The sequence below is a fragment of the Larkinella terrae genome, from assembly GCF_009668025.1.
GTDB classification, from domain to species: Bacteria; Bacteroidota; Bacteroidia; order Cytophagales; family Spirosomataceae; genus Larkinella; species Larkinella terrae.
Window position 1 is genome coordinate 200,003 of record NZ_WJXZ01000001.1, and the last position, 12,798, is coordinate 212,800.

At 51.0% G+C, this 12,798-nt stretch carries 11 protein-coding genes and 1 riboswitch; of the genes, 2 read left to right on the forward strand and 9 right to left on the reverse strand.

Annotated features, from left to right (window positions below):
• Nucleotides 1-16: 16 nt before the first annotated feature.
• The 3 genes from GJJ30_RS00800 to GJJ30_RS00810 form a co-directional block, all read right to left on the reverse strand.
• Entirely contained in the window at nt 17-1,984 is a 1,968-nt protein-coding gene (locus GJJ30_RS00800; protein ID WP_154172162.1) for a KUP/HAK/KT family potassium transporter, read from the reverse strand.
• A gap of 283 nt (nt 1,985-2,267) precedes the next feature.
• Nucleotides 2,268-2,810: a hypothetical protein gene (locus GJJ30_RS00805; protein ID WP_154172164.1), complete on the reverse strand. Its 543-nt coding sequence runs from the start codon at nt 2,808-2,810 to the stop codon at nt 2,268-2,270.
• Between the two features lie 20 nt (nt 2,811-2,830).
• Complete coding sequence (locus tag GJJ30_RS00810) at nt 2,831-2,980, reverse strand: hypothetical protein (protein ID WP_154172166.1); 150 nt, start codon at nt 2,978-2,980, stop codon at nt 2,831-2,833.
• A 370-nt stretch (nt 2,981-3,350) separates the two neighbouring features.
• Here GJJ30_RS00810 and GJJ30_RS00815 point away from each other — a divergent pair, with 370 nt between their 5' ends.
• A complete protein-coding gene (locus GJJ30_RS00815) occupies nt 3,351-3,569 on the forward strand; it encodes a hypothetical protein (protein ID WP_154172168.1) in 219 nt (72 codons plus the stop codon).
• Nucleotides 3,550-4,395, forward strand: coding sequence for a prohibitin family protein (locus GJJ30_RS00820; RefSeq protein ID WP_154172170.1), 846 nt, complete (start codon nt 3,550-3,552; stop codon nt 4,393-4,395). The genes GJJ30_RS00815 and GJJ30_RS00820 overlap by 20 nt, the downstream gene beginning before the upstream one ends.
• 63 nt (nt 4,396-4,458) lie before the next feature.
• Here the strand turns inward: GJJ30_RS00820 and GJJ30_RS00825 are convergent, their stop codons facing one another.
• From GJJ30_RS00825 to GJJ30_RS00845, 6 genes are all read right to left on the reverse strand, one after another.
• Nucleotides 4,459-4,983, reverse strand: coding sequence for a hypothetical protein (locus GJJ30_RS00825; protein ID WP_154172172.1), 525 nt, complete (start codon nt 4,981-4,983; stop codon nt 4,459-4,461).
• Between the two features lie 35 nt (nt 4,984-5,018).
• Nucleotides 5,019-5,372 carry a PadR family transcriptional regulator gene (locus GJJ30_RS00830; RefSeq protein WP_154172174.1) on the reverse strand — a complete coding sequence of 118 codons (354 nt, stop codon included), beginning with the start codon at nt 5,370-5,372 and terminating at the stop codon, nt 5,019-5,021.
• A gap of 641 nt (nt 5,373-6,013) precedes the next feature.
• Complete coding sequence (gene metH, locus GJJ30_RS00835; protein ID WP_438821592.1) at nt 6,014-9,742, reverse strand: methionine synthase; 3,729 nt, start codon at nt 9,740-9,742, stop codon at nt 6,014-6,016.
• Between the two features lie 162 nt (nt 9,743-9,904).
• Nucleotides 9,905-10,079, reverse strand: a riboswitch (SAM riboswitch).
• Between the two features lie 83 nt (nt 10,080-10,162).
• Nucleotides 10,163-10,525, reverse strand: coding sequence for a hypothetical protein (locus tag GJJ30_RS00840; RefSeq protein WP_154172178.1), 363 nt, complete (start codon nt 10,523-10,525; stop codon nt 10,163-10,165).
• An 18-nt stretch (nt 10,526-10,543) separates the two neighbouring features.
• Nucleotides 10,544-10,693, reverse strand: a complete 150-nt coding sequence (locus GJJ30_RS32000) for a DUF5989 family protein (RefSeq protein ID WP_170299085.1) — start codon at nt 10,691-10,693, stop codon at nt 10,544-10,546.
• A 159-nt stretch (nt 10,694-10,852) separates the two neighbouring features.
• Entirely contained in the window at nt 10,853-12,715 is a 1,863-nt protein-coding gene (locus GJJ30_RS00845; protein ID WP_154172180.1) for a carbamoyltransferase family protein, read from the reverse strand.
• Between the last annotated feature and the right edge of the window lie 83 nt (nt 12,716-12,798).

Below are 12,798 nucleotides of genomic sequence, written 5' to 3' on the forward strand. Positions count from 1 at the left end.
AAGACTCAAAACCGCCCTAACCGATCAGTCCCGGATTCAATGGAACATCGATCCGCTTCAGTTTGATGTTTTCGACGGGCCGAATCACGAGCGGCACTTTTTCGATCTTGACCGAACTGGTATCCAGCCCAAACCAGCGGTCTTCGGTCGTAGTAAAGCCTTTAATGAAAAAATACAGGTTCATAATCATCCGTTCCATCCAGGGCAGGTCGTTCTCGAAAGAGAGGAATTTTTCCAGAACCACGAACCGAAAATCACCAATCACATGCTGGCGGCTCAGCGATTCATACCGGCTGGTAATATCGACCTCCCGGTTTTTCACCATGTCTTCAATCACCTTCCGAAAGAATAAATTAATCCGCTGCTCGACCCGGAAACCCAGCCGAAACGTAATTTTGTAGGCATCGTCGGTCGCAATCGTGTTGACTTTGTATTCCATTGTATACGGATCGTCCGTGATGTCGACGTGTACAAACCAGAAAATATCGGCGCGTTTGGGGCGCTTTTGAAAAATCGAATAAATGATCTTGGATTCGATCTCGGATTGCCGGGCCGCATTGCTCATAAAGACCAGGTGAGTCGCGTATTTGGGAATGCTGATGTCGCGACTCAACTCCTTGAGTGGTTGCAGGTAGCTGTCAATCCGGACGTATTCGGTCAGCCGCAATTTGATGTAAAAGGCTTTCAGCCAGGTGTACATCACGACCGCGATTCCGGCGCCGATCAGCAGCGAAACCCAGCCGCCATGCGGGAATTTGATCAGATTCGCGACGAGAAAAGCCCCTTCCAGGCCCACGTAAACGATCAGAAAAAGCAAAACGCCCCAGGCCCGGTAGCGGTGACTGTATAAATAGTACGTCATCAGCATGGTGGTCATCAGCATCGTCAGCGTGATGGCTAAACCGTAGGCGGCTTCCATATTCGAGGACTCCCGGAAGTAGAGCACGACTCCCATACAGCCCACCCACAAAAGCAGGTTAATACTGGGCACATAGAGTTGTCCCTTCTTGTTCGAGGGATACCGCAGCACCACTTTCGGCCATAAATTTAACCGGATCGCTTCGCTGATGAGGGTAAACGAACCGGTAATCAGGGCCTGGCTCGCAATGACCGTAGCCGCCGTTGCGATGCCAATCCCGGCAATCAGAAACCAATCGGGCATTAACGCGTAAAACGGTTTGCGCTCCGCCAGGGCCTGGCCTTCCATCGTCAGCAGCCAGGCGCCCTGACCAAAATAGTTGAGCAGCAGACATGTTTTGACAAACACCCAACTCACCCGGATGTTTCCCCGCCCGCAGTGCCCCAGATCGGAATAGAGGGCTTCGGCACCGGTCGTACACAGAAAAACCGATCCCAACAGCCAGAAACCGCCGGGGTACTCGGCCAGCAGCCACCAGGCGTAGTAGGGATTGATGGCCGACAGGATGGCGGGTGCATCGACAATATTCATCACTCCCAACACCCCCAGCATGACAAACCAGAGGAGCATAACCGGCCCGAAAGCCGTACCGACGACGCTGGTTCCCAAGGCCTGAATCAAAAACAAAACCGTCAGAATCCCCAACACGATGGGAACGGTCGGAATGTGCGGATAGAGCAGTTCAAGCCCTTCAATGGCGGACGAAACCGAAACGGGTGGGGTAATAATGCCGTCGGCCAGCAGGGCGCTGCCGCCAATGACGGCGGGAATGGTCAGCCACTTGGCGTGCCGGCGCACCAGCGCATACAGCGCAAAAATCCCGCCTTCACCTTTGTTATCCGCCCGTAAAATCAGAATGACGTATTTAACCGTCGTCTGCAGTGTCAAGGTCCAGAAAATGCAGGAAATGGCCCCACGCACAACATCGGCCCGGATTGGCTGGCTGGGACCGATAATAGCAGAGAGAACGTAAAGCGGGGAAGTACCAATATCCCCAAAAATAATACCCATTGCCACCAGCAAACCGGCAGCCGTTACTTTATCCAGATGATGCTTATTTTCCATTGCGGCAGGCACAGCAAATTCAGGCTGCTCGACAGGGACCTCCGTTTTGTGAGGTTCAAATTCAGTTGCAGCCTATTCGGTCGTAACCAAAGTAATGCCAGATTTATAAATCAACTCACATTTAACTGAAAGTCAATAGAATAAAAACCGATTATCCGCAGTTGGTAGCATGTGGCTTTTTCATTTTGGAAGGGTTATTTTCCATTTTGAAAAAGCTGGAATCAGGTAAGCTGAGGTAAAAAGGCAAACCGCTTTTCGTATCAGAATGGAATTCAAGCTCATTTTAATCAAGTTTACGATTCCGGGCTTCTTTCGCATTTCGCGGGTCTATAACCCATTGTTCACCGTAAATGGATCGGTAATAAATAACCGTAGCAATGCTATCATTCTGCCGATATAGGTGCCTGACCGCCCGGCTGTTCGTTGTTTTATAAAGATAAATCGTTTCGCCCTGCGGGATTACCTTATCTTTCCATAAATCACTCACTGTCAACGTAGAGTCGCCGATATGGTCTTCAGCCAAAACGTCTTTCACGAGGCTATACATGTCGGGATAGCGTTTCTTTCCGTAATAGTAGTGAACGCTATCGATAAAGGCCGGTCCGAGGCCAAAATTGGCGACTGTAATTGCCGAAGCCGGAATATCATCTTCAAAGCGACCCGTGTGATAGATATCCAGTACGGGCATCACCGATGCATACTGCTGGGCTCGTTGCAGGTAAGCCTGATAAAAGGTTATACCGATTGCGCAAAAGCTGGAAACAACTGCCAGGATGCTCAGGTATGTATCGAGCGAAACGACAAATCTAATTTTGGATTTAGCCATCGTAGTAACTGAAAACCGCTTTATTTTTTCCGGCGCCGGGCGGTTGTAAACTCTTTTAATGCCTCTTTACATAACCGACAGATACCGGTGGAATAACTGGCCGATCCCGGCTGAATGAGGTCGTCGCAGATCAGGCAGGGTTTGGCTGTAGGGAGTGGTGCTTCATTCATGGGTTGCAATGTTCAGGTTGACTGGCCCGATCCAATTTGGCGAAACGATGGGGCTTTGCGACCCGTTCAGACCCTCAAAATACAGACAACTTCGAACAGTTCCAATGCCATTCCGGCCCGTTTCCCTGTCTGATTAATAAAAATCCTCTTTTCGGAATTCTATTGCCATTGTGAATCGCAGCACATACCCGGTTTCAGGCCACTTTAGCGATGCAGGTAACAATTCCAACCCGAATTAATGCCGTCTATAATCCAAAGGGAGCAGTCGGTAAAACAACTTGATGAACCCCACGGAACCGGAGTAAATTAGTGCCCCGTTTGGATAAATCCAACGCTGATTAGTACATAGATAACTCTTATTTCCTGTACGATGGATACGAAATCAATTGTTCGCTTTTTGCTTATTCTGGTCACGACATTCTATGTTGTCAACTGGACATTCGCGCTGCTAAACCGTGCTGATTCGCTGCTGAATCTCACCGGTTTTTTGCTCATTGCGTCCTGGGGCCTGTTATTGATCGATACAAAATTCTTTACAACCAATCCACTTAAAAAATACACCCACAAAAATGGAAACACCCCTTCGTAAACGCCTGATTTCAATTGGAATAAGCGTCATAGCCTTCTTTATTTTCCTCACCTTCATTGGCCGGTTTTACACCCGGATTGATGCGGGCCACGTCGGGCTGAAAATCAACATGTCCGGCTCCGACCGGGGTGTTAGTGATATCACCGAAGTAACCGGTTTTGTCTGGTATATCCCGTGGCTCACCAAAATCGAGGAATTTCCGACGTTTACTCAAACCATAGACTATCAACCTTTTACGGTTAACACCAACGATGGGGCTTCGTTTACTGTTGACCCCACCCTGACCTACCACCCCAATCCGGCGGAGGTTCCGCAGATTTACCGGCAATATCGCCGACCGCTGCCGGTTCTGGAGCAGACCATCATCCGGAACATGGTTTTTGATGCTTACCGACTCACTACCAACGAGTTTAAATCGGATAGTCTGGTGGGCCAGCGAGCCCGGTTTGAAGCAAAAGTGGAAGCCGAACTGCGGAAATCGCTCAAAGAAGACGGTTTTATTTATGAACGCTTAACTTCTGCCGTTACTCCTCCGCCATCTTTGCAGGCCGCCATCGATGCCAAAAACACGGCGGTTCAAACAGCGATGGCGCTGCGGAACAAAATCGAATCGGAGAAGGCCCAGGCCGAAATCGCCATCACCCGGGCAACGGGAGCCGCCCGGGCCCGGCTCATCAACGCCCAGGCCGAATCGGAAGCGAATACCCTGAAACAGCGCACCTTAACGCCCATGCTGATTCAACAGCAATGGATTGAAAAATGGGACGGCAAACTGCCCACCACTTCCACCGGCTCGGCCAATCTGATGCTGGGCATCAAGCCCTGACAAAAAACCGCCGGACGGTTTATCGTCCGGCGGTTTTTATTCAATTTTGGCGCTGGATTAGGTTCACTCCGCCATACGGTATTTATGCTGCATACGCTGTTGAAACCAGGTTGCACCTGAGTAAGTAACTGCTACCAAACCCAACGTCCAGATGGCTCCCCACACACTCATGTACGACCATTTTTGTCCGCTAAAAACGGACAACAGAGCCACCAGCATCATGGCCAGCCCCAGACTCAGCACCAGGGCCGTCCGCAGCGATTTCCGGTATTCCTGCCGGAGATCGTACGCGCCGTAGGCTTTGTTCCGAAACTCAAACACGATGTCGTCCAAGCTGGCTTCCCGGAGTTGGTCGGCAGTCATGGTCAGCTCAATCTGGTAGATCTCGCGTAAATGCCGGACGGCTTTGGCATTGGCTTCCAGCAGCACCTTCTCCAGTGCCGTTTCAAACGAAAGACCAATCCACATGAAGTGCTCGACTTCGCAGGCCAGGTGATCGAGCAATTCTTCTATCAGGGCATCATCCGTGCCGTTTTGATCCAGGTGGCGGTATAGTATGGCTACTTGTTGCGGGTTGAGCTTTTCCATGGTTTGTTAGGTTTAGTAGCTGGCCATTCGGGGTCTTATTGACCTATCGACAGCGCCGGCACGGGTTGGAGAAGATGTTTCATTACTTCGACAAAACGCTCGAAATCAGAGACTTTTTGCAAAGCCGTTTCGTTGCCGCGCGGAGTGAGCGTGTAGTATTTGCGCAACCGTCCGTCAACTTCTACCGATTCCGTTATCAATAATCCTTCCTGTTGCAGTTTGTGTAAAACCGGGTATAATGCCCCAAACGTCAGCACAACCTCTCCCTGCGTACGCTCTTTGACGGATTGAGTGATTTCGTACCCGTACATGCGCCCTTGTTCGGTAAGCAATTTCAGCACAATTGTTTTCAGAGTCCCCCGTAAAAATTCATTACCTGATGGTTCCATGCTGAGCAGAAATATAAATCGTTAATACTTGTATTGAGTAAATATATAAAAGATTCCAATATATACTACAAAAAGAAAAAACTTTCTTGCGAAAGTTTTTCGAAAATTAATACACAAACCCCGAAGGGGTTACCTACTGATAACCCCGGATGCAATCCGGGGATCAACCCGGGAGCATATCTATCATCCAAAACCCCGAAGGGGTTGACTATTGATAACCCCGGATGCAATCCGGGGCCAGGGACTAAGACGGGGTATATCAATCCAACCCTGAAGGGGTTGACTGAAAAATCATTTATAATTCAACCCTTTCAAGGTTGGGTGCTGCTGCAGGATCCATCACAGCCCCGGATGTAATCCGGGGTTATCAACAGTCAACCCTTTCAGGGTTGGGGCGCAATCGGCCATCTTTAAGCCCCGGATTGCATCCGGGGTTATCAATAGTCAACCCTTTCAGGGTTGGATTGATATGCCTCGTCTTAGTCCCTGGCCCCGGATTGCATCCGGGGTTATCAGCAGGCGACCGCTTCGGGGTTTGGACGCTGCGGCATGATCTGCCATAATCCTGGATTAATTCGGGGTTATCCATCCTCAACCCCTTCGGGGTTTTCGTACGACAGCATGCCGCAATGCGGTTTTATTTAAGCATCGTATGACAAAACCGGCGACAGCCAGAGTTCGACGTCTTCAACCCGCATGTTCTTCCGATGGGCATAATTAAGTACCTGGTCCTTGTTGATTTTACCCACCGCAAAATACCGGGACGACGGGTGCGAAAAGTAAAAACCGCTCACCGACGAAGCCGGATACATCGCAAAACTTTCGGTCAGCTCAATATCGATCTGTCCGGCATCCAGCAGTTTAAACAGCGTGGCTTTTTCGGTATGGTCCGGGCAGGCCGGATAACCCGGTGCCGGCCGAATGCCCTGGTATTCTTCTTTAATCAACTCTTCATTGGTCAGGTGTTCGTCCGTCGCATACGGCCAGAACTCCGTCCGCACCCGTTTGTGCATCAACTCCGCAAACGCTTCCGCCAGGCGGTCGGCGATGGCCTTGATCATGATGCTGTTGTAATCGTCATGGTCCTTTTCGAATTCTTCAATCAACTTCTCGATGCCAATTCCCGCCGTAACGGCAAAACCGCCGATGTAATCCGTATGGCCGGTTTCCAGCGGGGCCACAAAATCCGCCAGACTAAAGTTGGGCAAACCGGGTGCCTTCTGGTTTTGCTGGCGCAGAAAATGAAACACGGTTTTGGTATCGTAAACCAACTCGCCAACCGATTTCTGTTCCTCTTCGGGGGTGGCCTGATGGCTCAGCTTATACTCGATGTGGGTGTGCGAACCGTGTCGTTCACAGGGGATTTCGCGGGTTACTTCTTCAAATTCGTGCAGCAGAATGTCGTCTTCGGCGGAATTGGCCGGATAGAACCCAACAACAGCTTTGGCCGTCAGGAGTTTTCCGTCAACAACTTTTTTCAGGAGTTGCTTCGCATCCTCGAACAGTTTCGTTGCTTCAACACCCACCACTTCATCCTGCAAAATCGCCGGGTATTTCCCGTGCAATTCCCAGGTCTGGAAAAACGGCGTCCAGTCGATAAACTCCGCAATTTCTTTCAGTGAATAATCCTGAAAATAGCGGTTTCCGAGGAACTGCGGTTTTACCGGTTCAAAAACCGTCCAGTCGATGGCGGTTTTATTTTTGCGGGCCGCATCGATCGTGAGCGTTTTTTTATCCTGCTTCCGTTTGGCGTGATCCGCCCGAAGTTTAACGTATTCGTCCTTGAATTCCCGGAAAGCCAGGTCGCGGGTTTCTGCCTGCTCACTGATGAGCCGCCCGGCAACGGGCACACTCCGGCTGGCATCCAGCACATGAACCACCGGCCCGGAATAATGCGGATCGATCTTGACCGCCGTGTGAATGCGCGAAGTGGTCGCGCCACCAATCAGCAGCGGCAGCTTGAAACCCTGGCGCTCCATTTCTTTGGCCACACCCACCATCTCGTCGAGCGAGGGCGTAATCAAACCGCTCAGGCCAATGATATCGACATTTTGTTTTTTGGCTTCTTCCAGAATTTTCTGGGTCGGCACCATCACGCCCAGGTCGATGATTTCGTAGTTGTTACAGCCCAAAACGACGCCGACAATGTTTTTGCCGATGTCGTGAACATCGCCCTTAACGGTGGCCATGAGGATTTTTCCGGCGGCCCGGGCGCCCACTTCTTTGCTGGCTTCAATAAACGGGAACAGATAGGCTACGGCTTTTTTCATCACCCGCGCCGATTTCACCACCTGCGGCAGGAACATTTTGCCTTCGCCGAACAAGTCCCCGACGACGTTCATACCGTCCATCAGCGGCCCCTCGATCACTTCAATCGGTCGCTCATACAGGAGTCGGCATTCTTCCGTATCCTGATCGATGTAATCCGTGATACCGCGAACCAGGGCGTGTTTCAGCCGTTCCGTGACCGGTTCCAGCCGCCAGCTTTCGTCCTGGACAACAACTTTCCCTTTGGCTTTGACGGTTTCGGCAAAATCGACCAGCCGCTCGGTCGCATCCGGCCGGCGGTTGAGCAGCACATCCTCGCAGTACTCGAGCAGGTCTTTCGGAATATCGTCGTAAACGCCCAACTGTCCGGCGTTGACAATGCCCATGTCCATTCCCGCTTTGATGGCGTGGTAGAGAAAAACCGAGTGCATCGCTTCCCGCACCACTTCATTGCCCCGGAACGAGAACGAAATATTGGAGACTCCACCGCTCACTTTGGCCAGCGGCAGGTTCTGTTTGATCCAGCGCGTCGCGTTGATAAAGTCAACCGCGTAATTGTTGTGCTCTTCGATCCCGGTCGCAACGGTCAGGATATTGGGGTCAAAAATGATGTCCTGCGCCGAAAAACCGACCCGATCGACCAGAATCCGGTAGGCCCGTTCGCAGATTTCAATGCGTCGTTCGTAACTGTCGGCCTGACCGGTTTCGTCGAACGCCATCACTACCGCAGCCGCGCCGTAGCGTTTGATCAGCCGCGCCCGTTCAATAAATGCTTCTTCGCCTTCTTTCAGCGAAATCGAGTTCACGATGGCTTTCCCCTGCACGCATTTCAAACCGGCTTCAATCACCTCCCATTTCGACGAGTCGATCATGACCGGCACACGGGCAATATCCGGTTCCGACGCAATCAGGTTCAGGAAGGTCGTCATCACCTCCACCGAATCCAGCATGCCTTCGTCCATGTTCACGTCGATGACCTGTGCGCCATTTTCCACCTGCTGACGGGCCACGGACAAAGCCGCATCGTAATCGCCCGCCTTGATCAGGCGCGCAAAGGCTTTGGACCCCGTTACGTTGGTGCGCTCACCGACGTTGATGAAGTTGGTCAACTCCGTGACCTTCAGCGGTTCCAGGCCGCTCAATTTCTGGTACGGTTCGGCGGCCGGTTTCTGGCGGGGCGGGTATTTGGCAATGGCGCGGGCAATGGCCTGAATGTGGTCGGGCGTGGAGCCGCAACAACCGCCAACGATATTGACAAAACCGTCTTGCACAAATCCTTCGATCTGGGCGGCCATTTCCTCCGGCGATTGATCGTATTCGCCCATTTCGTTCGGCAAACCGGCATTCGGATACGCCGACGTAAAAAACGGGGATTCTTTCGCCAGCGTCTGCACGTACGGGCGCATCAATTCGGCCCCCAGTGCGCAGTTCAGCCCGATGCTCAGTAGCGGCAAATGCGAAACCGAGTACAAAAAGGCTTCCGTCGTTTGCCCCGACAGCGTCCGGCCCGACGCATCCGTGATGGTTCCCGAAACCATGATCGGCAGGGGTTCGCGGCCGCTATCCGTAAAATATTTATCGACCGCAAACAGGGCGGCTTTGGCGTTTAATGTATCAAATATGGTTTCAATCAACAGAATATCCGACCCGCCTTCCACCAGACCGCGCACCTGCTCGTAGTAGGCATCCACCAGCTGATCGAACGTAATGGCCCGGTATCCGGGATTGTTCACATCCGGCGACAGCGACGCCGTCCGGTTGGTTGGCCCCATGGCTCCGGCCACAAACCGGGGTTTGTCGGGGTTCTTCCGGGTATATTCGAGCGTGGTTTCCCTGGCAATTTTTGCCGACTCAAAATTCAATTCATACGCCAGATCTTCCATGTGATAGTCGGCCATCGCGATGGAAGTACTGCTGAACGTATTGGTTTCGATGATATCCGACCCGGCTTCGAGGTATTGGCGATGGATTTCCTTGATAATTTCCGGTTGCGTAATCGACAACAGGTCATTGTTCCCCTGCAAATCGTGCGCCCAGTCGGCAAAACGCGTCCCGCGATAATCTTCTTCGCCCAGTTTATACCGTTGAATCATGGTACCCATTGCTCCGTCGAGAATCAGGATACGCTGCTGAAGAAGGTCAGTTATTTTTTCCAAGTTAGTGTATTGATTAGGACTATAAACCATAGCAAACGACCCGTTGTAGGAAAACGGGGCAAACACGACGAAAGGCTTATCGGAGAAAGGAGCAGGGTGCAAGCTTTCAACTTATCTACCCCCGTTGCCGGGGCGGAATTTGGCACCGTTTTTCTGAATAAATAATTACGGCTTACCGGCAAATGAAGAAAAAATCACTGGTAAGTGTGCACTGAAATTATTCAATCAAAAATGGTTGCCAAGACTTCGTCGGGTCCAATCCCTCCGTCTTTCTCGATAAGCATTTTACAAAAATAGAAAAAGAGCCGGTCTTCGCCAAAACGATCCGCTCTGGTCGAAAACAGGCTCTTCCGTAAAAAGATTCCGCTACCAGGTTTGTTCCAGGTCTTCTTTGGTGTACAAATGGTTGCGCTCGTGGTAGAGCGACGCGTCTTTAGTCCGTTTGACGGACAGGGGGTTTTTGGCCGAAAACCGGTAGAGCAACGCAATCGGCAGTAGAAACACCCAGAACAAAACCGTCAGAATGATTTTACCGTTGATGTTACCCAGCAGTTCGGCCAGTTTGAACCACACCCAGACGATGCCGTTGCCTGCTGCCGGAATAAATACGCTCAGCAACCCAACAGCCGCTGCGGCATACAGCCAATAAATAGATTTAAAAATAAAATACAGAACCACCAGCCCGGTTACGATAACCAGTTGGGCCTTCACACGATCTAATTGATTCATAAATGGAGGATGTTCCCGTTAAAACAAGGTGTAAATAAAGGGGGCCACGGCCGAACCACCACCAATGACGAGAATAACACCAATTAATAGTAATAATAAAATGATGGGGGCTAACCACCATTTTTTGCGCTGGCTCAGAAATCCTAAAATGTCGCTAAGAAAATCCATAACTATAAAGCGATAGGGGTTAAAATAAATTGACTTGGTTAAAGCGGTCTGTCCATCGACTGGATTGACGCGGGACTGGCTGATTATTAAACCGTTTCTTCTCAAAATTTATTTTGAGAAGCCGGGCGATAACTTAGTGAATGGTTTAAAACCGATCGGTCAATCCAGTACGAACTCTTCCTTCCAGTTATCTTTTTCCTGCCATTCCGGTTGTTTTTTCTTGTCGAATACGTAGTTCCCGACCACCAGGTAATCCATTTCGGTTCGCATGAAACACCGGTAGGCATCATCCGGCGTGTTAACGATCGGTTCTCCGCGAACGTTGAAACTGGTATTGACAATAACTCCGTAACCCGTCAGATCCTTAAAGGCATCGATCAATTGGTAATACCGGGGATTCGTGTTCTGGTGTACGGTTTGAATCCGGGCGGAAAAATCGATGTGGGTAATCGACGGCAGATCGGAGCGCTGGTAATACAGCTTGTCGCGCAGCGAAAGGCTGTCGTAATTGGCCGGTAACGGCATCCGGCGGCTTTCCCGAACCGGGTGTACCAGCAACATATAGGGCGAAATACCGTCGTAATCGAAATATTCCTGGCAATCTTCGGCCAGCACCGAGGGCGCAAACGGCCGGAACGATTCACGGTATTTGATTTTCAGGTTCAGCTTTTTCTGCATTTCGGCGCTGCGCGGATCGCCCAGAATGCTGCGCCCGCCCAACGCCCGTGGTCCGAACTCCATCCGGCCCTGCACCCAGCCAATCACGTTTTCGTTCGCCAGCAGCCTGGCCACATCGGCACTCAGTTTCCCGAAATCGTCGTAATGCGTATAAACTCCCTTGTATTTTTTCGCCATCAGCTCGACATCCAGATCGGAGAATGTGGGGCCGAGGTACGAGCCCCGCATAGCGTCGCCCTGGTAATCGATAATCCGTTCTTTGCCGAAATAAATATGGTAAGCCGCCAAAGCCGCTCCCAGGGCTCCACCGGCGTCACCGGCTGCGGGCTGGATGAATAAATTCTTGAAAACCCCCGATTTTTGCAGTTTTCCATTGGCCACGCAATTGAGCGCAACCCCACCCGCCAGCACCAGATTTTCGGCATTGGTCAGGCGCCGGGCTTCGCGGGCCATGTTGACCACCACATCCTCCGTAACGCGCTGAATGGCTAAACCGAGGTTACAGTGTTCCGGTTTCAGTTCATCTTCCGGGTTACGTTTGGGAATGCCAAACAACGCTTCCCATTTTTTCTCGTGAACCATCCGCAGGCCCGTTGCATAATCGAAGTAGTCCTGATTGAGCCAGACGGAGCCATCGTCCTTCACCTCGATCAGGGTGTCCTGAATGAGCTTGACGTACCGATCGATATCCGGTGAATGCGGGTCACCGTAGGGCGCCAGTCCCATCAGTTTGTATTCACCGGAATTAACCCGAAAGCCCAAAAAATAAGTAAAAGCCGAATAAAGCAGTCCCAGCGAATGCGGGAAATGCAGCTCTTTCAGAATGGTGATATTTTTCCCTTCGCCGAGACCAATGGAAGCCGTCGCCCACTCGCCCACTCCGTCGATGGTCAGAATGGCGGCTTTTTCAAACGTGGACGGGTAATAGGCGCTGGCCGCGTGGGACAAATGGTGTTCGGGGAATAATACTTTTACGGGCTTCTTCGTATCGTAGCCCATTTTTTTCAGTTCGTCCCGGATGAGCCGTTTCAGGAAGAGTTTGTCCTTCATCCAAACCGGCATCGACATCAGAAAGGACCGTAACCCGCGGGGCGCAAACGTATAATAGGTCTCCAGCAGTCGCTCAAATTTCAGCAGCGGTTTGTCGTAAAAGACAATGGCATCCAGCTTGTTAAGGGTTGTTCCGCCGTACTCCAGACAGTATTGAACCGCATGGGACGGAAAACCGGGGTCGTGTTTTTTACGCGTAAATCGTTCTTCCTGAGCTGCTGCCACAATTCGTCCGTCTTCAATCAAAGCTGCGGCAGAATCATGGTAAAAAGCTGAGATACCTAAAATAGTCATATTAATGTGGACAAAAGAGTTTCAATTATACTGACGGGGAAAGTTATTTTCAAATAATTCACAATTTGTTACTATAAATTTTC

Bases quoted from the DNA above. Each gene is read 5' to 3' on its own strand.
- GJJ30_RS00825 (WP_154172172.1), bottom strand. From the start codon at position 4,983: ATGGAAAAGCTCAACCCGCAACAAGTAGCCATACTATACCGCCACCTG.
- GJJ30_RS00805 (WP_154172164.1), bottom strand. From the start codon at position 2,810: ATGGCTAAATCCAAAATTAGATTTGTCGTTTCGCTCGATACATACCTG.
- GJJ30_RS00830 (WP_154172174.1), bottom strand. From the start codon at position 5,372: ATGGAACCATCAGGTAATGAATTTTTACGGGGGACTCTGAAAACAATT.
- GJJ30_RS00840 (WP_154172178.1), bottom strand. From the start codon at position 10,525: ATGAATCAATTAGATCGTGTGAAGGCCCAACTGGTTATCGTAACCGGG.
- GJJ30_RS32000 (WP_170299085.1), bottom strand. From the start codon at position 10,693: ATGGATTTTCTTAGCGACATTTTAGGATTTCTGAGCCAGCGCAAAAAA.
- GJJ30_RS00810 (WP_154172166.1), bottom strand. From the start codon at position 2,980: ATGAATGAAGCACCACTCCCTACAGCCAAACCCTGCCTGATCTGCGAC.
- GJJ30_RS00815 (WP_154172168.1), top strand. From the start codon at position 3,351: ATGGATACGAAATCAATTGTTCGCTTTTTGCTTATTCTGGTCACGACA.
- GJJ30_RS00820 (WP_154172170.1), top strand. From the start codon at position 3,550: ATGGAAACACCCCTTCGTAAACGCCTGATTTCAATTGGAATAAGCGTC.
- GJJ30_RS00845 (WP_154172180.1), bottom strand. From the start codon at position 12,715: ATGACTATTTTAGGTATCTCAGCTTTTTACCATGATTCTGCCGCAGCT.
- GJJ30_RS00800 (WP_154172162.1), bottom strand. From the start codon at position 1,984: ATGGAAAATAAGCATCATCTGGATAAAGTAACGGCTGCCGGTTTGCTG.
- metH (WP_438821592.1), bottom strand. From the start codon at position 9,742: ATGGGTACCATGATTCAACGGTATAAACTGGGCGAAGAAGATTATCGC.